This is a genomic window from Limnohabitans sp. 2KL-51 (genome assembly GCF_003063645.1).
Classification (GTDB): Bacteria; Pseudomonadota; Gammaproteobacteria; order Burkholderiales; family Burkholderiaceae_C; genus Limnohabitans_A.
This window is the reverse complement of record NZ_NESJ01000015.1, coordinates 86,335-105,863: the sequence shown is the minus strand read 5'-3', so window position 1 is coordinate 105,863 and position 19,529 is coordinate 86,335. Positions and strand designations below refer to the sequence as shown.

The window sequence follows — 19,529 nt, the reverse complement described above, 5'->3', positions numbered from 1 at the left end:
GCAGACACACGCCCAGGTCAACAACCCGCACCATTCACCGGAAAGCGGCCTGCGCCCGTGCGCCAGGCCCAGTCGTCAGAGGTTGGGCGCGAGCAAGCGCTGCAGGTCTTTGACCTCCACGCCCTTTCGCTCGGCCAGATCGCTCACCTGGTCGTCGCCCACTTTGCCCACGTTGAAATACTGCGCTTCAGGATGCGCGATGTAAAAACCGCTCACGCTGGCCGCAGGTGTCATGGCCAGGCTCTCGGTCAGGCCCATGCCGATGTCCTGGCACTGCAGCAAATCAAACATGGCTTGTTTGGCGCTGTGGTCGGGGCAAGCGGGGTAGCCGGGTGCGGGGCGGATGCCCTGGTACTTTTCTGCGATCAGGTCTTCGCTTGTCAGAGCCTCGGTTGCGGCATAACCCCACAGGTCGGTGCGCACTTTTTTGTGCAGGCATTCGGCCAATGCCTCGGCCAAGCGGTCGGCCAATGACTTGAGCATGATGGCGCTGTAGTCGTCGTGCGCGGCTTCAAAGGCGACGGCGCGTTTGTCAGCGCCGATGCCTGCCGTGACGGCGAAGACGCCCACATGGTCTGGCGCTGTGCCTTGCGGCGCGACGAAGTCGGCCAGGCAACGGCTGGGGCGCATCACGCCGTCGATGCTTTGCTTTTCAGTCTGCTGACGCAGGCCGCGCCAAGTCATGGCGACTTGCTGGCGTGATTCGTCGGTGTAGAGCGCGATGTCGTCGTCTTTCACCGTGTTGGCGGGGTACAGGCCCAGCACGGCATTGGCCGTGACCCAGCGGCCGTCGATGATTTTTTGCAGCATGGCTTGGCCGTCTGCATAGACCTTGCGGGCCTGCTCACCCACCACTTCATCATCGAGGATGGCCGGGAAAGGTCCGGCCAAGTCCCAGGTCTGAAAGAACGGGCCCCAGTCGATGTATTGCGCGATTTCGGCCAGGTCGTAGTTCTTGAACACCCGGCGGCCAATGAACTTGGGCGCGGCGGGAACGCCTTGCGACCAGTCGATCGGTGTTTTGTTGGCGCGGGCTTGCGCCAGCGTCCACATCGGCGTTTGTTTTTTGTTGGCGTGCTGCTCGCGCACTTTGTCGTAATCGGTGTTCAGGTCGGCAATGAACTTGGCGGCTTGCTCAGACAACAGCCCTTGCGCCACGCCCACGCTGCGCGAAGCGTCGGGCACATAGACCACCGGGCCGCTGTAATGGGGCGAAATCTTGACGGCGGTGTGCACGCGACTGCAAGTGGCCCCACCGATCAGCAGCGGCATTTGGCGCTCACGGAAATACGGGTCTTTTTCCATCTCAGCCGCCACGTACTGCATCTCTTCGAGGCTGGGCGTGATCAGGCCCGACAGGCCAATGATGTCGGCGTTTTCTGCTTTTGCTTTGGCGAGAATTTCGTGACACGGCACCATCACGCCCATGTTCACCACTTCAAAGTTGTTGCACTGCAAAACCACGGTGACGATGTTTTTGCCAATGTCGTGTACATCGCCCTTGACGGTGGCGATCACGATCTTGCCCTTCGCTTTCACGTCTTCGCCTGCCGCTTCCTGAGCGAGTTTTTCGGCTTCGATGTAAGGCAGCAAATGCGCCACTGCCTGCTTCATCACGCGGGCACTCTTGACCACCTGCGGCAAGAACATCTTGCCTTGGCCGAACAAATCGCCGACCACGTTCATGCCGTCCATGAGCGGGCCTTCGATCACATGCAGCGGGCGGCCTCCCTTGGCCAGAATCTCTTGGTAGGCTTCTTCGGTGTCGTCGCTGATGAAGTCGGTGATACCATGCACCAGCGAATGGCTCAAGCGCTGCGCCACGCGCACAGGCGCATCGGGCGTGCCGCGCCAAGCCAGCTTTTGGCTGTCGTCTTTGGCCGCGCCCTTGGCGGTCTCGGCCACTTCGATCAGGCGCTCGCCTGGGGTCAAGCGCGCTTCGCCGTCTTTGTATTGGGGTACGCGGTTCAGCACCACGTCTTCGACCCGCTCGCGCAGTGTGGGCTCCAGGTCGTCGTAGACGCCGACCATGCCCGCGTTGACGATGCCCATGTCCATGCCCGCCTGGATGGCGTGGTACAGGAAAACGGTGTGGATGGCCTCGCGCACCGGGTCGTTGCCCCGGAAACTGAAGGACACGTTGGACACGCCGCCGCTCACCTTGGCACCCGGCAGGTTTTGCTTGATCCAACGCGTGGCGTTGATGAAGTCCACCGCGTAGTTGTCGTGCTCTTCGATGCCGGTGGCAATCGCAAAAATGTTCGGGTCAAAAATGATGTCTTCCGGAGGAAAGCCGACTTCGTCCACCAGCACTCGGTAAGCGCGTTCGCAAATTTCGACTTTGCGTGCGTAGGTGTCGGCCTGGCCTTTTTCATCGAACGCCATGACCACCGCGGCCGCGCCATAGCGCTTCACCAGCTTGGCCTGGCGTTTGAACTCGTCCAAGCCCTCTTTCATGCTGATCGAATTGACGATGCCCTTGCCCTGGATGCAGCGCAGACCCGCTTCGATCACGGTCCATTTGCTCGAATCCACCATCACCGGCACGCGGGCAATATCGGGCTCACCTGCCATCAGGTTCAAAAACCGAACCATGGCCGCTTGGCTGTCGAGCATGGCTTCGTCCATGTTCACGTCGATCACCTGCGCACCGTTTTCGACCTGCTGTCGCGCCACGGCCAAGGCCTGCTCGTATTCGCCGTTCAGGATCATGCGGGCAAAGGCCTTGGAGCCGGTCACGTTGGTACGCTCACCCACGTTGACGAACAACGAGGCGGTGCCGATGGAGACAGGCTCCAGACCGGACAACTTCATGGGGGGAACAGACACGATTTCAGACGCGACAACAGACACGGGCTCACCTTGGATTTGAAGGTGAGCGTCGTTGTGCAAAATCATTCAGACATTGAACGGCCCCAAGCCTGACCTGCTGCGCCTAGACGGCTGCGGGCTGCAACGCTCCTTGGGTAAGATTGCGATTTTAACCTTGCCCGTTCATTGCTCCGTCAAAGTTTGCACTTGCATGAGTTTGCTCAATTCGACACCCTTGCACTGGCTGATGAGTTCTGCGCTCGTGTTGACTCCGAACTTTTGGTAAACGGTGGCCCGGTGTTTCTTGGCGGTGCCCGGCTGGATGCCTGTGACTTCGGCTATTCCTTTGTTGGTCTGGCCCTGAACAATCAGCACGAAGATTTCCTGCTCTCTGGCAGACAGCGTGGCGAAAGATCGCCTGACTGCATCGGTGTTGATGAACTCATGGTTGCGTTGTCGGTCCATGTCAAGAGCTTTGTCCACCACTTGGCAAAGCTTTTCCCGATTGAAAGGTTTGAGCAGGAAATCGACCGCGCCGAGTCGGAACGCCTCAATGATTTCGTCTTTGTTACTTTCACCGCTGATGAAAACGATGGGCGTTTTACGACCCAAGGCATCCAGCTTGGCTTGCAACTCCAGCCCATTCAGGCCAGGCATGCGCATGTCCAGCAAGACCACGGCAGGCGATATGTCCATCGATTGTTCAAGAAATGAGGTGGCATTGTCATAGCTGTCGATCGTGTACCCAAGCAGGATCAACATGTCGCTCAGATAAAAGCGCATGTCGTGGTTGTCATCCACCAAAAAAATATGTCCAAGATGTTTTTTCATAATAGTACTAATATCAAAATTTTCTATTAATTTATCAAATACGCCTGCTTATGTAATTACCCAATTGGGTAATTTTTAAAAATTTGATCCTGCACTGTCTGCTGGTTCAGGTTGGCGATGGTGGGCCCAAGCCAGATAGGCTTGTGGATAAACCCTCTGAAAATGTTTTTTATGCGCCTCAAACAGAGCGTCTTCACCCAGCAGCTGGGCACTGTCGAGCAGTTTTTCGATCACGCGCGGCTCGGGCGAAGTGTGCATGGCCCGCAAACTGTTCTCCAGCATGGCGCGGGCATTGCCCTCATGCACCGGCGTGGTGGTGACCTGCGCAAACAAGGCCGTGCCGCGAAACAACCAAGCACGTTGCGCCACTTGCAACGCTTGGTCACGCCAGACGCTGTAGCGTTGCGCTGAAGGCCAGTAAATCTGTTGGACTTGTGCATGGTCGTAGGCAATGAAAGCCAAAATGCCCAGCAAAACCAGGCCCACTCCGGTCGTACGAGCCCTGTCTTGCCAGGCTAGCCAAACCCGCCCACCCATGAGCCACAGACAAAGCAGCAAGGCCACCTGAAATGGACCGTACCAGAGCGGGTACTCCAGAAAACTGTGCAGAGCCAGAACACCGAGCACCCCCCACGCAAGCTGTTGCCCTGCACTTTTGTAGCGCCACGGCCTGGCACGAATAACCCACACCGACACACCCAGCATCCCTGCCAAGGCGGCTGGCACGCCCCAAACAAACGCTGTGTGCAAAGGCAGGTTATGGGCGTTGCCCAACATGTCGCAAAAGCGTTCCGATGGGTATTCGGTGATGTAGTGCGCATAACGCAGCTGGTCCCAGCCCCAGCCGCCCAGCGGTTTTTGCGCCAACAAGTGCAGCACATTGGACCAGAGCACCTGGCGGCTGCCGCAGCCGCCGAAGGCACCCATGCGCGCCATGGCGTTGTCCGTGGCCTGTCCACTCAGCTGCAGCAACAACCCAGGCAAAACCCAAGAAGCCAGGGCATACACGCACAGCAAGAACACAGTGAGCGCCAATGCCTCTCGCCCTTTGGGGGCCAAGCGGTGCCACAGCATCCAAAGGCCAATGAACACAAGCTGCAACAAACCTGTGCGCGAAGATGTCGCGGCCATGCCCGTGGCCAACAAGGCCAGCATCCAAAGGCTGTGAGCAATGCACAGGCCCAGTGCACGCCAGATCATCACCGCCAAGATGCCCATGGCCAGCAAACTGGCCAGCTGGTTTCGTTGGCGCAAGTTGCCCATGGCGTCACCCAGATAGTCGGGCACATGCAAGGCAGGCGCCCAAAACTCGGCTTGGCCAAAAAACTGTACCAAGCCCATGGCACTGCTGAGCAACGCTGCGATAGCCCAACTTTGAACAACAACGGCCACCGTCAGGCGCTGGGACATCAACAAAGCCAATGCCAAGCAAGTCCAGCTGGTCAACCAGGGCCACGCATTGGGCAAAGGGGGGCTGGTAAAAGGCTGCACCCAGGGCCACGCCAACAGCAACACCAGCCCCACATGGTGGATGCGACCAGTGCCTTGCGCTGTCGACCGAAGCTCTGTCATTGGAACTCAGTCTACAAACCCACGCCCGAAAAGGCCGGGCGTTCAAGCGTGGTCAAAAAGATCAGGATGCCTTGCACGATGCGGGCAAATATTTGGCCGGCAAACCATTGGTGGCCGCCGGGCCGCAGCGCCAGCTGGCGATGGGCTTGCCGCCATCGGTAGTGCCGTTGACAGCGGTGCTTCCCGTCTGAATGGGCGTCAGGCTGATGCTGTTGGCCGACGCGCTGGTGCTGCCACGCAACGTCTCATGGTTGCCCACCACGGTGATCACGCCATTGGCATCGGCGCCGATGCGGCTGACGTATTTGGTGGTCTGGTTTTCACAGGCCAGGGGCAATGTGGCCGAAACATCGGCCTGAGAAGCAGAAGTGATCGCCTCGTTGGCGGCGGTTTTGCACCCGCCTGCGGCCAGCAGCATCTCGGAAACCCGAGCCCGAATGCTGTAGTCCTGGTAAGCCGGCAGCGCCAAAGCGCCCAAAATGCCAATGATCGCAATAACGATCATCAGCTCGATCAGTGTCATCCCTTGTTGCCTTTTTTGCATGGCATTTTCTCCCTGGTTAATGTGAAGAGATGGTAAATCATCCCCCCATCAAACTCCAGTGTGGTTTGTTGCTGTTGAAAACAAACAACCCACAAACGAACAAAAACCCCAAGTCGCGGTGCAACTTGGGGCTGAAGAGGCCGGTCAGGTTCAGGCCGCGCTGCCCGGGGCGGCGCGTCGCGCCATGATGACTTTGCCCAATACCAGCACCAGCAAAGCGCCGGCCGTGCCCATGGCATAACCCCACACCTTGTCTTGCGGCAAGTAAGCCACAAGGCCCGGGTCGGTTTGCGTCATAGTGCCCGCGATCCAACCCAGCAGCATGCCGCCAGCGGTGATGATCATCGGGAAGCGGTCCATGAGTTTGAGCACCAACTGACTGCCCCAGACGATGATCGGGATGCTGACCAGCAAGCCGAAGATCACCAAAGGCATCTGGTGGTCGGCATTGCCAGAAGTCTGGGCAGCGCCGGCAATGGCGATCACGTTGTCCACGCTCATCACCAAGTCGGCGATGATGACGGTTTTGACAGCGCCCCAGAGCTTGTCGCTGCCCTTGATGTTGCTGTGGTCGTCTTCAGCATCGGGGGTGAGCAGCTTCACGCCAATCCAAATCAGCAAGAGCGCGCCCACAAACTTGAGGAAGGGAATGGCCAGCAAGGTGAGCGCAAAGAAGATCAGGATGACGCGCAAGATGATGGCACCTGCTGTGCCCCACATGATGCCTTTGGTGCGTTGGTGGTCTGGCAGCTGGCGGCAGGCCAGCGCAATCACCACGGCGTTGTCGCCACCCAACAGGATGTCGATCATGATGATCTGGCCGACGGCGAACCAAAAAGTAGGGGTCAGAAATTCTTCCACGGCGTTCCTTTTGTCACAGGCACAAGGCCAGTGAAACATGAGTTCAAAAAACGGAAAACCGGATTGTCCTGCAGGACATCCGGCTTCGGTATTGTGGCAAACCACAGCCGCACGGAGGCGGCTGGCAGTTTACTTCAGCTGAGCCTTGAGCAGTTTGCCCAGTTCAGACGGGTTGCGTGTGACGATGAAGCCGCACTCTTCCATGATGGCCAGCTTGGCGTCGGCCGTGTCGGCACCGCCGGAGATCAAGGCACCGGCGTGGCCCATGCGCTTGCCGGGAGGGGCTGTCACACCGGCGATGAAGCCGACCACGGGCTTTTTCATGTTGGCCTTGCACCACATGGCGGCTTCGGCTTCGTCTGGACCGCCGATTTCACCGATCATGATGACGGCGTCGGTATCTGGATCATCGTTGAAAGCCTTCATCACGTCGATGTGCTTCAAACCGTTGATCGGGTCGCCACCGATACCGACGGCGCTGGACTGGCCCAGGCCCACTTCGGTCAACATGGCCACGGCTTCATAGGTCAAAGTGCCCGAACGGGACACCACGCCAATGCGGCCTTTGCGGTGGATGTGACCGGGCATGATGCCGATCTTGATTTCGTCGGGGGTGATCAGACCTGGGCAGTTGGGGCCCAGCAGCAGCGTGCGCTTGCCGCCAGCGGCTTCCTTGGCCTTCATCTTGTTGCGCACTTCGAGCATGTCACGCACTGGAATGCCTTCGGTGATGCAAATCGCCATGTCCAGGTCGGCTTCTACGGCTTCCCAGATGGCAGCGGCTGCGCCTGCTGGGGGCACGTAGATCACGGACACGGTCGCGCCAGTTTGAGTGGCGGCTTCTTTGACCGATGCGTAGATCGGGATGTTGAAGATGGACTCGCCCGCCTTCTTGGGGTTCACACCCGCGACGAAGCAGTTCTTGCCGTTCGCGTATTCCTGGCACTTCTCAGTGTGGAACTGACCGGTTTTGCCGGTGATGCCTTGGGTGATGACTTTGGTGTCTTTGTTGATGTAGATGGACATGTTTGTTCCTAATCAGTTGGGGACAGCGCTCAAGATCTGTCCCGCAAAGTTAATCAGTTGGGGACAGAGCTGAAGATCTGTCCCACAAAGACATTTATTTGACGGCTGCGACGATGGCGGTCGCGGCTTCGGCCATGGTGTCGGCGGAGATGATCGGCAGACCGGATTCGGCCAGCATTTTCTTGCCCAGCTCGTCATTGGTGCCCTTCATGCGCACGACCAGTGGCACGGACAAGTTCACGGCCTTGCAAGCGGTGATCACACCGGTGGCGATGGTGTCGCACTTCATGATGCCGCCGAAGATGTTGACCAAAATGCCTTTGACATTCTTGTTGGCCAGCATGATCTTGAAGGCTTCGGTGACCTTCTCGGCTGTTGCGCCGCCGCCCACGTCCAGGAAGTTGGCCGGCTCGCCGCCGAACAACTTGATGGTGTCCATGGTGGCCATGGCCAGGCCAGCGCCGTTGACCAGGCAACCGATGTTGCCGTCCAGGCTGATGTAGGCCAGATCGAACTTGGAAGCTTCTACTTCAGCAGGATCTTCTTCGTCCAGATCGCGGTAAGCCACGATTTCGGGGTGACGGAACAAGGCGTTGGCGTCGAAGTTGAACTTCGCGTCCAGTGCCATGACGTTGCCTTTGCTGTCTCGGTTCAGGGGGTTGATTTCCACCAAAGACGCGTCAGTTTCCATGTAGCACTGGTACAGCTTCTTGAAGATGTCCACGGCTTGAGCTGTGGAGTCTGCTGGCATGCCAATGGCGTCAGAGATTCTCTTGGCTTGTGCATCGCCCAAACCGGTCAACGGATCGACGAATTCGGTGATGATTTTCTCGGGGGTGCTGTGCGCCACTTCCTCGATGTCCATGCCGCCTTCGCTGGAAGCGATGAAAGCGATCTTTTGGGTGGCGCGGTCGGTGACCACGGAAACGTAATATTCCTTATTGATGTCAGCGCCGTCTTCAATATAGAGGCGGCGGACTTTTTGGCCGACTGGGCCTGTTTGATGCGTGACAAGTTGCATGCCCAGGATCTCGCCAGAAATGCGCTTCACATCGTCAATGGTCTTGGCCACCTTCACGCCGCCGCCCTTGCCACGGCCACCGGCGTGGATCTGGGCCTTGATCACCCAAACAGGGCCGCCCAATTTTTGAGCGGCTTCGATCGCCTCTTGAACTGTAAATGCCGGAATGCCGCGGGGAACGGGCACACCGAATTGACGCAAGATTTCCTTGCCTTGGTACTCGTGAATCTTCATGAGGTCTTCTCTCAGAGGGGTGGAATTCGACCGGTCCGCTGCAGTCCTTCAATCAAGTAGGCCCTCCAGCAGGCTCTGGACACTTCAGCGTGCGACTGTATCATGCTGCAATGCACCAATACTGGGCCTCGCTTCTTACATAGGCTTGACGCACTGCGCCAGAACCCTTTAGAAAGTATTACCTATGGCTAAAATTTTCATCGATGGCGAAGCAGGAACAACGGGCTTGCAAATTCGCGAGCGCCTGGCTTCGATGGCCCAGATCGAAGTGCTCAGCATCGCTCCGGCACGCCGCAAAGACCCCGAAGCCAAGCAGGAGCTGATGGCCGCCGCCGATTTGGTGGTGTTGTGTCTGCACGACGATGCGGCCATCGAATCGGTGGCCATGATTGACCGCTTGCCGGGTCAAAAACCGCGCATTGTGGACGCCTCCACCGCGCACCGTTGCCACCCTGAATGGGTGTTCGGCTTTCCCGAACTGGCTGCCGATCAGGCCGCCGCCGTACGCCAGGCCCAGCGCGTGGCCAACCCCGGCTGCTATGCCACGGGTGCGATCGCCATCTTGCGGCCCTTGATCGACGCGGGCTTACTGCCGCCAGATTTTCCAGTGTGCTTGCCATCCGTGAGTGGTTACTCCGGCGGCGGCCGCAGCATGATCGAAGACTTCGAAGCAGGCCGGGCTCCTTTATTTGAGGCTTATGCCCTGGGCCTCAAGCACAAGCACATCCCCGAAATCATGCACTACACCGGACTGACAATGCGGCCCTTGTTTGTGCCCGCCGTAGGCAATTTCCGCCAAGGCATGTTGGTGCAACTGCCACTGCATCTGGACAGCTTACCGGGCAAGCCCACGGGCGCAGACCTGCACGCGGCCTTGCAGGCGCACTACGCGGTTAGCCAGGCTGCAGGCGGCTGGGTGAGTGTGCTGCCCGCCACGGCCGACGCCAAACTGGACGCCACCGCCCTGAACAACACCAACAAACTGGAAATTCGGGTATTTGCCAATGAAGAGGCACGGCATGCCGTGGTGATCGCCCGATTGGACAACCTGGGCAAAGGCGCCAGCGGCGCGGCCGTGCAAAACATCGAACTGATGCTGGGTTTGTGAGCCTAACGCTGCACCCGATCTGCGCTTATTTCCAGCGGATCAACTCAATGTGCACGCTGCCTTTGTCGCTGCTGAAGGTCACGCTGCCTTCTTGAAGGGTGGCTTGCAGCTGCATGCTGCGCTCAGCCAGCTTGGCCAATTCTTGGGAGCCCTCAGTCGGCACACGCCAGACTTGAAGCTTGTCTAAGCGCGTCAATTTGGTCTCGATGCCTTTCCACCAGACTTCGGCTGCATGGTTAAAGCAATACAGCAGCACCTCATCGGCCTTTTGGCAAGCTTTCATGATGGGCTTGTCTTCGGGCTGGCCGACTTCGATCCACATGCGTGTCCGACCCGTGAAGTCACGCAGGCTGCAGTCCGGGTCGTCCGGGTCCGACAAGCCCGCACCAAAGGCCAGCTTGCCGTCGCCGTTGCACACGGCCTGCAGCTTGTAAGCGTTGATGGCCAGCGCCAGCAAGCGGATCATCATGCGCTCGTCGGTCTCGCTGGGGTGACGCGCCAGTGTGAGCTGGTGGTCTTCGTAATAGCTGTGATCGATGTCGGCGATCGACAGATTGGCTTTGTAGATGGTGGATTTGAGTGCCATGGGCTTCTTGAGTTTGCGCCTGCATCTGTCATGCCGGACTGGATCCGGCATCCATGGCGGGAAAAGATGGACCCCTGATCAGTCCGGGGTGACAAGCAATGTAAAGACTGTCTTCGTTGAAACCTCAGACGCGGCGCGCCAGCTCTGCGGCCTTACCGACATAACTGCCCGGCGTCATGGCCAGCAGGCGGTCTTTGTCGGCTTGCGGGATCTCCAAAGCTTGAATCAAACCATGCAGGTCGGCAGCCGTGACGGTCTTTCCACGAGTGACTTCCTTGAGTTTTTCGTAAGCGCCTTGTACGCCATAGCGGCGCATCACGGTCTGGATCGGCTCGGCCAGGACTTCCCAGGCGGCGTCCAAATCGGCGGCGAGCGCCTCTTGATTGAGTTCGAGCTTGTTCAATCCGGTCATGAGAGAGGCATAGGCCAGCGCGGTGTAGCCCAGGCCCACGCCCATGTTGCGCAGCACGGTCGAGTCGGTCAAATCTCGCTGCCAGCGGCTGATTGGCAGCTTCTCGCTCAGGTGCTTGAGCACGGCATTGGCCAGGCCCAGGTTGCCTTCGGCGTTCTCGAAGTCGATCGGGTTGACCTTGTGCGGCATGGTGGAAGAGCCTATTTCGCCGGCTTTCAAGCGCTGCTTGAAGTAGCCCAAGCCCACATAGCCCCAAATGTCACGCGACAGATCGATCAGAATAGTGTTGGTGCGGGCTAAGGCATCAAACAGCTCGGCCATGTAGTCATGCGGCTCGATCTGAATGCTGAAGGGTTGGAATGTCAAACCCAGACCCCATTGGCTGCTTTGTGTTTCGCTGATCTCAGGGGTTTCCACGACTTTACGGGCAAAGGCTTCCCAGTCAAAGTCGGGCCAGGCCGACAAGTGGGCGTTGTAGTTGCCGACCGCGCCATTCATCTTGCCCATCAATTGCACAGCGGCAATTTTTTCGCGGCAGCCCTTCAGGCGCATTACGACATTGGCCATTTCCTTGCCCACCGTGGTGGGGCTGGCGGTCTGGCCATGGGTGCGGCTGAGCATGGGCACGTCGGCAAAGGTGTGCGCCATCTCGCGCAATTTGGTGATCAGGCCATCGAGACCCGGCAGGATGACCTGGGCGCGTGCGCCCTTGAGTTGCAAGGCGTGGCTGGTGTTGTTGATGTCTTCGCTGGTACAGGCAAAGTGCACAAATTCGGAGGCTTTTTCCAGCTCAGGGCGATCCTGAAACTTGGACTTGAGCCAGTACTCCACGGCTTTCACGTCGTGGTTGGTGACCTTTTCAAAATCCTTGATGGCCAGGGCGTCGGATTCTGCGAAGTTCTTCACCAACGCTGTCAAATAGGCGCGTGCGCCGGGGGTCAAGGGCTTGAATTCGGCAAAACCTGCATCGGACAAAGCGATGAACCAGGCGATTTCAACCTGAACACGGCGGTGCATGTAACCCTGCTCGCTCATGAGCGGGCGCAGGGCATCGAGTTTGCTGGCATAACGGCCATCCAGCGGTGACAGGGCAGAAATGGGGGTGAAATTCATGCTTCCATTGTAATTCCCGCGCCCTGTCAGCTCGATTCGACTCGTTGCAAGCGCCAATCTTGTCCTCATGGGCGCACCCCCTAACGCAAGACGATAAAAACATTCTTCGGCTTCACCTAGAATCGGATATCCATTTATTTTCACTTCTTTTGATTTATGAAACTCATTGGCTCGGTCACTAGTCCTTATGTTCGCAAGGTGCGAGTTGTCATGGCCGAGAAAAAACTGGACTACCAGTTCGTCACCGAAGACGTGTGGTCGGCCCAGACCCTGATACACGCCTCCAACCCCTTGGGCAAAGTTCCCTGTCTGGTGATGGAGGGCGGAGAAGCGGTGTTTGATTCGCGCGTGATCGTTGAGTACTTGGACACCTTGTCTCCGGTGGGCAAACTCATTCCATCAGCCGGGCGTGAGCGGGCAGAAGTCAAGACCTGGGAGGCCTTGGCCGATGGCCTGCTCGATGCTGCGCTGCTGGCCCGCATGGAGGCCGTTTGGACCGGCCGCGAAGACAGCCAGCGCAGCCAGGCCTGGATCGATCGACAACTCGACAAGATTCAGCACGCCCTTCGGGCCATGAGCACAGGCCTCGGCGACAAAGCATTTTGTTCCGGCATTCACCTGAGCCTGTCCGATATTGCCGTGGTCTGCGCCGTGGCCTATCTGGATTTCCGCTTTCCGCAAATCGACTGGCGCACGCCATACCCCAACCTGCACAAGCTGCACGACAAGCTGGCGCAGCGGCCCAGCTTCATCGACACCTCACCGACTTGATGACGCTGTAGCCCACAGGGTGTGCCATTCAGTAATTCAACAAATTGCGCCGCACATGGACCAAATGCTCCGTGGACAAGGACTTGGCCAGCACCGGGTCGCGGGCCTTGATGGCCTGCAGCAAAGCGCGGTGTTCTGACTGGTAAGTCAACCGCCGCTCGGGCGTGAGGCTGCGTTTTTTCAACATGCCCCACTCCCCTTGGGCGCGGGCCTGGTTCATGAGCTTGAACAAACGGGCCACAAAGGCATTGTGTGCGGCACGGGCAATGATTTCGTGAAACATGCCATCCCAGACCTCGAACTCTTCAACACTGATCGCCGCTTCGGCGTGTGTGCAGCAATTGTCCATTTGCTCAAAATCGGCCAGGGTAGCGTTGCCAATCACCATCTCGATGATGGCGGGTTCCAGGGCCATGCGCGCCTCCATGAGTTCGGCCGGACTGGTGTGCCAGGTGGCATCGGGCGCATTAACCGCCGTGGTCTTTTTCGAACTGACAGCGACCATCGCCTTGTCGGTGACATAAGTGCCACTGCCCACGGTCTGGGCGATCAGCCCTTGGGCCTTCATGTCGGCCAGCACCTTGCGCACAGTGCTGCGGCTGATCTGGTATTGCTCAACAAACGCACGCTCGGTCGGCAAGCGCTCACCAGCCTGCCACTGGCCGCTGTGCAACTGGTCAAGCAAGGTGGCGCGAAAGAGGTAAGAGGAGTCCACGTTGTGGGTTGATGGGGAAAAACCAAATCATACCAATTTAACCTCCGCCTTGAAAGCCTTTGGTAGCACCCGCCTGACTCCCTCGTGCACAAGGCATAAAACCCACAAATGTCATGATTGCTGGGGGGAAGTGCCTATGCAAAACCGACATCACCCCGTAAAAACCCTCATGCAAATTGTCCGGTATGGGTCTTGACCAGTCAGCCTGACTCCGTATGATGGTTTGCATTGGTTGCACTGCAACCTTTTTTATTGAACAAGCCCGAATTTGTTACACGCCCCAGGAGAAGAATTTTGCGCATCGCCACATTTGCTCACCACGGAAAACGCCATGTCGGCCAAGTTTCGGCCGACGGCCTGCTGGTCACGCCTTTTGCCCTGAGCGAATCACAAGCCCAACGCGGGGCACAGCCCATCATTGATGCCCTGGTTGCCGGCCAGCCCCTGCCTGCCCTGGCGGATGCAGCGCTGGCCATGTCCTCGGTGAAACTCGAATCGCCCTTGCCCTTGCCCCGCCGCAACGTGTGGTGCGTGGGCCGCAACTACCATGCGCACGCCAAAGAACTGCAGGCGTCGGTCTTCAAGGACAGCAACACCGACACCAAGGCCTGGCCCATCGTGTTCACCAAAGTGCCCGAATGCGTGGTGGGCCCGACCGACGATGTGCATCTGCCCGGCGCCAACGTGTCCGAGCAAATCGACTACGAAGCCGAACTGGCCGTGATCATTGGCCAAGGTGGCAAGAACATCAGCCAGGCCGACGCCATGAAGCATGTGTTTGGCTACACCGTGGTCAACGACGTGACCGCCCGCGACGTGCAGATGCGCCACCAACAATGGGACATGGGCAAGTCGTTTGACACCTTTTGCCCCATGGGCCCTTGGATCGTGACCGCCGACGAAATCGACGGCCGCAACACCCGGGTGCGCTGCTGGGTCAATGGCGAGTTGCGACAGGACGGCCCCACTGAGAACATGATTTTCGACATCCCCACCCTGATCGAAACCATCTCCCGAGGCATCACGCTCTACCCTGGCGACATCATCGCCACGGGCACACCGGCTGGCGTGGGCATGGGCCTGAACCCACCGCGCTACATCGCCAAGGGCGATGTGATCCGGGTCGAAATCGATGGCGTGGGCCACATCGAAAACCGTTTCGTTTAAAAACACCTCACGCGGACAGGTGCACACCAACCCAAACCGAGGAGACAAGACATGCAAAAGCGACAACTCTTGGCAGCCACGCTGTGCGCAGCATGGGCCTGCACAGGCCTGAATGCCATGGCGCAGGTCTACCCGACCAAACCCATCACCATGGTGGTGCCCTTTCCGCCCGGTGGCGTGGCCGACACGGTGGGGCGTCCCGTGGCAGAAGCCATGTCGCGGCACCTCAAGCAAAGCATCGTGGTGGAGAACAAAGGCGGCGCAGGTGGCGGCATTGGCATGGCACAAGTTGCCAAATCCAAAGGAGATGGCTACACGGTGCTGATGTCTTTGTCCTCCTTAGTGGTCTTGCCAGAAGCCGACAAAATCCTCAAGCGTGCCCCTCTCTACGAAACACATCAGCTCAAACCCGTGGCCCGCTTCACGGCCGATCCCACGGTGCTGGTGGTGCGTGCCGACAGCCCATGGAAAACCTACGCTGACTTCATCGCTTACGCCAAGACCAACCCCGGTCGCATCAGCTTCGGTTCGTCTGGCAACTACGGCACCATGCATGTGCCTATGGAGCAGCTCAAAGCTGCCACCTCGACCTTCATGCTGCACGTGCCCTACACGGGTGCTGGCCCAGCTGTCTTGTCTTTGCTGGGCGGGCAAATTGAAGCACTGTCCACTGGCCCTGCCAGTGTGAAACAACACATCGCTTCAGGCCGCTTGCGCGCCCTGGCCCACTGGGGCGATGGACGCCTGACCAGCATGCCCGAGGTCCCCAGCTTCAAAGAGTTGGGGGTGCCGATCCAATACTCGCAGTGGGCGGGCATGTTTGTTCCGGCAGACACCCCTGCCGCTGTGGTGGACGCTTTGCGACAAGCGGCCCGCTTTGCGGCACAAGATGCACGCGCAGTGGCCGCACTGACTTCTGCTGGCACCTCCTTCATGTACCAAGATGCGCCCGAGTTCGAGCGCTTTGTGCAGGCCGACGGCAAAGAAATGAGCGCCTTGGTCAAGCGCATCGGCAAGGTCGATTGACCCCAAGCGGTTCACTTGGCCCGAGCCTGACCCAACGTTTCCCAAAGCTTTCCCATTCAACCCATCGGAGACACCCCATGAACCACTTGAATAAGACCCTGAAATTCACCGCCTTGACTTTGGCACTGGCCTGCGGCTTGGTGCATGCGCAGAGCTTCCCCAACCGTCCCGTGAAAATCGTGGTGCCTTTTGCAGCAGGTGGCCCCGCCGACAACTACGCCCGCTTTATGGCGCAACGTTTGGGCGAAGAGCTCAAGCAGACCTTTGTGATCGACAACAAGCCCGGCGCAGGCTCGATCATCGGGACCGATCTGGTGGCCAAGTCAGCGGCCGATGGCTACACCTTGCTGATGATGTCGAACACGCACACCGTGAACGAGTCCTTAATCTCGACCAAACCGTTTGCCTTGATGAAGGACTTTGTGGGCATCGCGCCGGTCAATTACTCCAACTTGCTCTTGGTGGTGCACCCCTCCGTACCTGTCAAGACGGTGGGAGAGCTGGTGGCGCTGGCCAAGTCCAAGCCCGGAAAAATCAATTACGCATCCTCGGGCAACGGCACGCCATACCACATGGCGGGCGAGTTGTTCAAATTCATGGCGGGCATCGACATGACCCATGTGCCCTACAAAGGCAGCTCTGGCGCTCGCACCGACATCGTGGGCGGCCAGGTCGATGTGATGTTCGACGCTGAAACCACCATGGCGTCGCTCTCGCGCGATGGCAAGGTTCGCGCTTTGGCAGGCACAGGCCTGGCCCGCTCGGCAAACCTGCAGGATCTTCCCACCGTGGCCGAGACCGTGTCCAAATTCGAAGCCACCATCTGGCTGGGCCTGATGGCCCCCAAAGGCACCCCTGCCGATGTCGTGAACAAACTCAACGCCGAAGTGCGCAAAATTGTGAATAACCCCGAAGTGAAAGCCGCCTGGGCCAAGCAGGGTGCGGTGCCCATGTCGATGAGCGTGCCCGAATTTGACCAGTATCTGAACGCTGACATCGCCAAGTGGGCCAACATCGTCAAAGTCTCGGGCGCCAAGCCGGACTGAAGCGTTTCAACGGCCACTTTTGCCCCTTGATGGAAAGCACAACATGCATGTATTGAGTGGCGGCGCAGCCGCAGCCGTGGTCAAAGGCGTCCAAGCCGAGTTTGAACAAGCCACCGGCAGCCGCATCGACGGCACCTTCAGCGCGGTGGGCATGATGCGCGACAAATTGGTGGCCGGTGCGCCCTGCGATGTGGTGATTTTCACGCAACCCCTGATCGAGCAACTGATCGCTTCAGGTCATGTGGTGGCGGGCAGTGCACGATCGCTGGGCTTGGTCAAAACAGGCGTGGCCGTGCGCAGCGGTACGCCGCATCCGCCCGTGCGCACCCGAGCCGAACTGCATGCGGCCATCAGCGCAGCCAAGGGCATTTACTTTCCAGACCCAGACAAAGCCACAGCCGGCATCCACTTCATGAACGTGCTAAAGGCTTTGGGGCTCAATGAAAGCATGCGGGGTCAATTTCGTGCCTTTCCGAACGGTGCCACGGCCATGGGCGAGATGGCCAAAAGCACGGAAAGCGGCTTGATCGGCTGCACGCAAGTCACCGAAATCAACTACACCGAAGGGGTGGACCTGGTCGCCGTGCTGCCTGCCGAATTCGAGCTGAGCACCGACTACACGCTGGGCATTTGCACCCACACGCAAAACCTGCAGCAGGCTCAATTCTTGGCCGACCTGTTGAGTGGTCCCGCATCCGAGGCGGTGCGCAGGCAAGGCGGTTTTGAGTTCTGAGGTCGCCGAGTCGCCCGGCCGTTGAACGGCTTCAGGTATTGGCGCGTTTTTTGAGCCAGCGCATCACGCCGCCCAGAACCGGCAGTTTTTCGTAGAGCTCTTCGGCAGCATCCCAATAATCGCGGTGCATGGTCACCAAACCCTGCTCGTTGAACACCACATGGCTGGCACCACGCACGGCTTGCAAGGTGGTGGTGTCAAAGCGCTTGAAGCGAAAGCGAAATTCCCAGGTCAAAAAGGCCTGTGCGCCGTCCACCACCTGGCCGGTCACGACAAAGTGCGGCTGGTTCAACGCCACGTACATGTGCTGAAAAATCCGTTCAATCTCTGCTAAACCCTGCACCTCGTTGAAGGGGTCTTTGAAGCGGGCTTGCGCGTCATAAATCGTGTGCAGCTGCGCCACGCTTCGTGGCGACAGGGTTTCAAAAAAAGTGGCCAGGTTGTCGGTGGCTTGTCGGCTGTTCATGTGTGGCTTTCCATTCGGGCTCAAAGCCCCGTGAACTTGCGCACCAACGGGAAATACAAGCGGTAGGGCAGCAAGCGCAGCAGTTTCAGCCAGAGCGTGAAGCGTTTGGGGAAATGGATGTCGAACTGACCTTGTGACCAGCCCTTGAGCATTTGGCGGGCGGCTTCTTCGGGGCTGATCAGGGCGGGCATGGTGAACTGGTTTTGCGCCGTGAGCGGCGTGGCGACAAACCCGGGGTTGACCACGCTCACGCCAATGCCTTGGTCCTGCAAGTCCATGTACAGCGTCTCGGCCAAGTGGGTGAGGGCGGCCTTGGTCGGGCCATACGCCAGGCCATTGGGCAGGCCGCGCCAACCCGCCACGCTGCTGAGCAGGCTGATGTGCCCGCTGCGCCGTGCCAGCATGCCCGGCAACACCGCGTGAACCACCTGCAAAGCGCCCTGGTAATTGACCTTGTCGTGCTGCAACAAGTCATCGATGTCCATGGCGGTGGCGCGTTGGGCACGGTAGGTGCCTGCCGCATAGACCACCATGTCGAGCGGGCCTTCAGCCAGCAGGGCGCGGGCCGTGGCCTCCACTTGGGCAGCATCGCTCACGTCCAGTGCACGCCACTGTACGCCGCTGTCCTGCGCGGCCCAGTCTTCTATGCCTTGCGGATTGCGGGCTGAGACCACCACCCGGGCTCCGGCCGCACGCAGCGCTTGTGCGCAGGCCAGGCCAATGCCGGTGGATGCGCCCACCAACCAGACCCGGCGGCCTTGCCAGTGGGTGATGGGCGTGTTGAGCTGCAGCCAGTTTCGGGCTTGCGCCTGTGGGGCGGGTGCCGCAGTTTGCGGGCCTGCTTTGGGCATGGCCATGTCGGCCGCTTCAGTGGGCATTGCTGCAACGCCAGAGGAATGTGAGTTCATGAATATCAACCCGACTTGGACGCCAAAGGCGTGCGGCGCGTAAAGGACAAAGTGACTTCACCCAGCTTGACGCCCCATTTGCTCATGGTGGCTTTGTTGAGCATGACGCGGTCGTCCATCAGGTACATCCAGTCGTCAAACTCGACGTTCCAGACCCGGCCATCGACCGGCAGCGCCAGGGTGTAGCCCCAGCGGAATGCGTTGCCACTGACTTGGCCCGTGGCCTCGCCCACCACATCGTCGGCGCGGCCGGTGTAGCTGCCGTTAGGGCCGGCCTTGAGCTTCCAGATGCGGCGCTGCTTCGTACCATCTGAGTACACAAAGGCTTCGTCCAAAACGCCTTCGTCGCCATTCCAGCTGCAGTCCATCACTACGGTAAAGCGCTTAACGACTTGACCGCTGCGGTCGGTGAACACGCCCCACGCGTCGATGGTACCGGTGAAGTAAGTGCGCAAATCCAGCAGTGGTTTTTCTTGAGCGTAGTTTTGCACTTGGGGCCCGGCGCAGCTGGTCACAAAGGGTGTGGCGGCGACCATAGACAAAGCACCTAGGCGAGTCAGGGCCGTGCGGCGGTGGAT

19 protein-coding genes and 1 riboswitch are annotated in these 19,529 nt (G+C 58.9%); of the genes, 6 read left to right on the top strand and 13 right to left on the bottom strand.

Features of this window, described 5'->3' with window-relative positions; translation table 11 throughout:
• Window positions 1-75: 75 nt before the first annotated feature.
• The 7 genes from metH to sucC form a co-directional block, all read right to left on the bottom strand.
• A complete protein-coding gene (gene metH, locus B9Z49_RS16025) occupies window positions 76-2,814 on the bottom strand; it encodes a methionine synthase (RefSeq protein ID WP_108354440.1) in 2,739 nt (912 codons plus the stop codon).
• 55 nt (window positions 2,815-2,869) lie between these two features.
• A riboswitch (S-adenosyl-L-homocysteine riboswitch) is annotated at window positions 2,870-2,970 on the bottom strand.
• 24 nt (window positions 2,971-2,994) lie between these two features.
• Window positions 2,995-3,642 (bottom strand): response regulator transcription factor, encoded by a 648-nt coding sequence (locus B9Z49_RS16020; RefSeq protein ID WP_108354439.1) that lies wholly within the window; start codon window positions 3,640-3,642, stop codon window positions 2,995-2,997.
• A 75-nt stretch (window positions 3,643-3,717) separates the two neighbouring features.
• Complete coding sequence (locus B9Z49_RS16015; RefSeq protein WP_108354438.1) at window positions 3,718-5,214, bottom strand: PglL family O-oligosaccharyltransferase; 1,497 nt, start codon at window positions 5,212-5,214, stop codon at window positions 3,718-3,720.
• Between the two features lie 61 nt (window positions 5,215-5,275).
• On the bottom strand, window positions 5,276-5,758 hold the full coding sequence (locus B9Z49_RS16010) for a pilin (protein WP_108354437.1): 483 nt from the start codon (window positions 5,756-5,758) through the stop codon (window positions 5,276-5,278).
• A 150-nt stretch (window positions 5,759-5,908) separates the two neighbouring features.
• Window positions 5,909-6,619 (bottom strand): TerC family protein, encoded by a 711-nt coding sequence (locus B9Z49_RS16005; RefSeq protein WP_108354479.1) that lies wholly within the window; start codon window positions 6,617-6,619, stop codon window positions 5,909-5,911.
• Window positions 6,620-6,748: 129 nt separating this feature from the next.
• Window positions 6,749-7,645, bottom strand: a complete 897-nt coding sequence (gene sucD / locus B9Z49_RS16000) for a succinate--CoA ligase subunit alpha (protein ID WP_053173032.1) — start codon at window positions 7,643-7,645, stop codon at window positions 6,749-6,751.
• Window positions 7,646-7,739: 94 nt separating this feature from the next.
• Window positions 7,740-8,900 (bottom strand): ADP-forming succinate--CoA ligase subunit beta, encoded by a 1,161-nt coding sequence (sucC, locus tag B9Z49_RS15995; RefSeq protein ID WP_108354436.1) that lies wholly within the window; start codon window positions 8,898-8,900, stop codon window positions 7,740-7,742.
• 184 nt (window positions 8,901-9,084) lie between these two features.
• Here sucC and argC point away from each other — a divergent pair, with 184 nt between their 5' ends.
• A complete protein-coding gene (gene argC, locus B9Z49_RS15990; RefSeq protein WP_108354435.1) occupies window positions 9,085-10,008 on the top strand; it encodes an N-acetyl-gamma-glutamyl-phosphate reductase in 924 nt (307 codons plus the stop codon).
• Window positions 10,009-10,033: 25 nt separating this feature from the next.
• Here the strand turns inward: argC and B9Z49_RS15985 are convergent, their stop codons facing one another.
• Both B9Z49_RS15985 and purB read right to left on the bottom strand, forming a co-directional pair.
• Window positions 10,034-10,594, bottom strand: coding sequence for a YaeQ family protein (locus B9Z49_RS15985; protein ID WP_108354434.1), 561 nt, complete (start codon window positions 10,592-10,594; stop codon window positions 10,034-10,036).
• 124 nt (window positions 10,595-10,718) lie between these two features.
• On the bottom strand, window positions 10,719-12,119 hold the full coding sequence (gene purB, locus B9Z49_RS15980; RefSeq protein WP_108354433.1) for an adenylosuccinate lyase: 1,401 nt from the start codon (window positions 12,117-12,119) through the stop codon (window positions 10,719-10,721).
• A gap of 156 nt (window positions 12,120-12,275) precedes the next feature.
• On the opposite strand from purB, the gene B9Z49_RS15975 reads away from it, so the two are divergent.
• Complete coding sequence (locus B9Z49_RS15975) at window positions 12,276-12,890, top strand: glutathione S-transferase N-terminal domain-containing protein (RefSeq protein ID WP_108354432.1); 615 nt, start codon at window positions 12,276-12,278, stop codon at window positions 12,888-12,890.
• 28 nt (window positions 12,891-12,918) lie between these two features.
• On the opposite strand, the gene B9Z49_RS15970 is transcribed toward B9Z49_RS15975, so the two are convergent.
• The gene (locus B9Z49_RS15970; protein WP_108354431.1) at window positions 12,919-13,605 is read right to left on the bottom strand and encodes a FadR/GntR family transcriptional regulator; all 687 of its coding nucleotides are present in this window, start codon (window positions 13,603-13,605) and stop codon (window positions 12,919-12,921) included.
• 294 nt (window positions 13,606-13,899) lie between these two features.
• Between B9Z49_RS15970 and B9Z49_RS15965 the strand changes: the two genes are divergently transcribed.
• The 4 genes from B9Z49_RS15965 to B9Z49_RS15950 all read left to right on the top strand — a co-directional run bounded on the left by B9Z49_RS15965 (window position 13,900) and on the right by B9Z49_RS15950 (window position 17,577).
• On the top strand, window positions 13,900-14,772 hold the full coding sequence (locus tag B9Z49_RS15965) for a fumarylacetoacetate hydrolase family protein (protein WP_108354430.1): 873 nt from the start codon (window positions 13,900-13,902) through the stop codon (window positions 14,770-14,772).
• A gap of 51 nt (window positions 14,773-14,823) precedes the next feature.
• Complete coding sequence (locus tag B9Z49_RS15960) at window positions 14,824-15,798, top strand: tripartite tricarboxylate transporter substrate binding protein (RefSeq protein WP_108354429.1); 975 nt, start codon at window positions 14,824-14,826, stop codon at window positions 15,796-15,798.
• Window positions 15,799-15,875: 77 nt separating this feature from the next.
• Window positions 15,876-16,844, top strand: a complete 969-nt coding sequence (locus tag B9Z49_RS15955; protein WP_108354428.1) for a tripartite tricarboxylate transporter substrate binding protein — start codon at window positions 15,876-15,878, stop codon at window positions 16,842-16,844.
• Between the two features lie 43 nt (window positions 16,845-16,887).
• Window positions 16,888-17,577, top strand: a complete 690-nt coding sequence (locus B9Z49_RS15950; protein WP_108354427.1) for a substrate-binding domain-containing protein — start codon at window positions 16,888-16,890, stop codon at window positions 17,575-17,577.
• A gap of 31 nt (window positions 17,578-17,608) precedes the next feature.
• Here the strand turns inward: B9Z49_RS15950 and B9Z49_RS15945 are convergent, their stop codons facing one another.
• The 3 genes from B9Z49_RS15945 to B9Z49_RS15935 all read right to left on the bottom strand — a co-directional run bounded on the left by B9Z49_RS15945 (window position 17,609) and on the right by B9Z49_RS15935 (window position 19,487).
• Window positions 17,609-18,043, bottom strand: a complete 435-nt coding sequence (locus B9Z49_RS15945; protein WP_108354426.1) for a nuclear transport factor 2 family protein — start codon at window positions 18,041-18,043, stop codon at window positions 17,609-17,611.
• A 20-nt stretch (window positions 18,044-18,063) separates the two neighbouring features.
• Entirely contained in the window at window positions 18,064-18,834 is a 771-nt protein-coding gene (locus tag B9Z49_RS15940; protein ID WP_108354478.1) for an SDR family oxidoreductase, read from the bottom strand.
• Window positions 18,835-18,956: 122 nt separating this feature from the next.
• Window positions 18,957-19,487 carry a DUF3833 domain-containing protein gene (locus B9Z49_RS15935; protein ID WP_233254666.1) on the bottom strand — a complete coding sequence of 177 codons (531 nt, stop codon included), beginning with the start codon at window positions 19,485-19,487 and terminating at the stop codon, window positions 18,957-18,959.
• Window positions 19,488-19,529: the final 42 nt, after the last annotated feature.

What these genes read in the sequence shown, in the direction of transcription:
- metH (WP_108354440.1), bottom strand. Translation starts at nt 2,814, where the DNA reads ATGAAGTTGTCCGGTCTGGAGCCTGTCTCCATCGGCACCGCCTCGTTG.
- B9Z49_RS15950 (WP_108354427.1), top strand. Translation starts at nt 16,888, where the DNA reads ATGCATGTATTGAGTGGCGGCGCAGCCGCAGCCGTGGTCAAAGGCGTC.
- B9Z49_RS16015 (WP_108354438.1), bottom strand. Translation starts at nt 5,214, where the DNA reads ATGACAGAGCTTCGGTCGACAGCGCAAGGCACTGGTCGCATCCACCAT.
- B9Z49_RS15955 (WP_108354428.1), top strand. Translation starts at nt 15,876, where the DNA reads ATGAACCACTTGAATAAGACCCTGAAATTCACCGCCTTGACTTTGGCA.
- B9Z49_RS16010 (WP_108354437.1), bottom strand. Translation starts at nt 5,758, where the DNA reads ATGCAAAAAAGGCAACAAGGGATGACACTGATCGAGCTGATGATCGTT.
- argC (WP_108354435.1), top strand. Translation starts at nt 9,085, where the DNA reads ATGGCTAAAATTTTCATCGATGGCGAAGCAGGAACAACGGGCTTGCAA.
- B9Z49_RS15945 (WP_108354426.1), bottom strand. Translation starts at nt 18,043, where the DNA reads ATGAACAGCCGACAAGCCACCGACAACCTGGCCACTTTTTTTGAAACC.
- B9Z49_RS15975 (WP_108354432.1), top strand. Translation starts at nt 12,276, where the DNA reads ATGAAACTCATTGGCTCGGTCACTAGTCCTTATGTTCGCAAGGTGCGA.
- sucD (WP_053173032.1), bottom strand. Translation starts at nt 7,645, where the DNA reads ATGTCCATCTACATCAACAAAGACACCAAAGTCATCACCCAAGGCATC.
- B9Z49_RS16020 (WP_108354439.1), bottom strand. Translation starts at nt 3,642, where the DNA reads ATGAAAAAACATCTTGGACATATTTTTTTGGTGGATGACAACCACGAC.
- B9Z49_RS15935 (WP_233254666.1), bottom strand. Translation starts at nt 19,487, where the DNA reads ATGGTCGCCGCCACACCCTTTGTGACCAGCTGCGCCGGGCCCCAAGTG.
- B9Z49_RS15960 (WP_108354429.1), top strand. Translation starts at nt 14,824, where the DNA reads ATGCAAAAGCGACAACTCTTGGCAGCCACGCTGTGCGCAGCATGGGCC.
- purB (WP_108354433.1), bottom strand. Translation starts at nt 12,119, where the DNA reads ATGAATTTCACCCCCATTTCTGCCCTGTCACCGCTGGATGGCCGTTAT.
- sucC (WP_108354436.1), bottom strand. Translation starts at nt 8,900, where the DNA reads ATGAAGATTCACGAGTACCAAGGCAAGGAAATCTTGCGTCAATTCGGT.
- B9Z49_RS15985 (WP_108354434.1), bottom strand. Translation starts at nt 10,594, where the DNA reads ATGGCACTCAAATCCACCATCTACAAAGCCAATCTGTCGATCGCCGAC.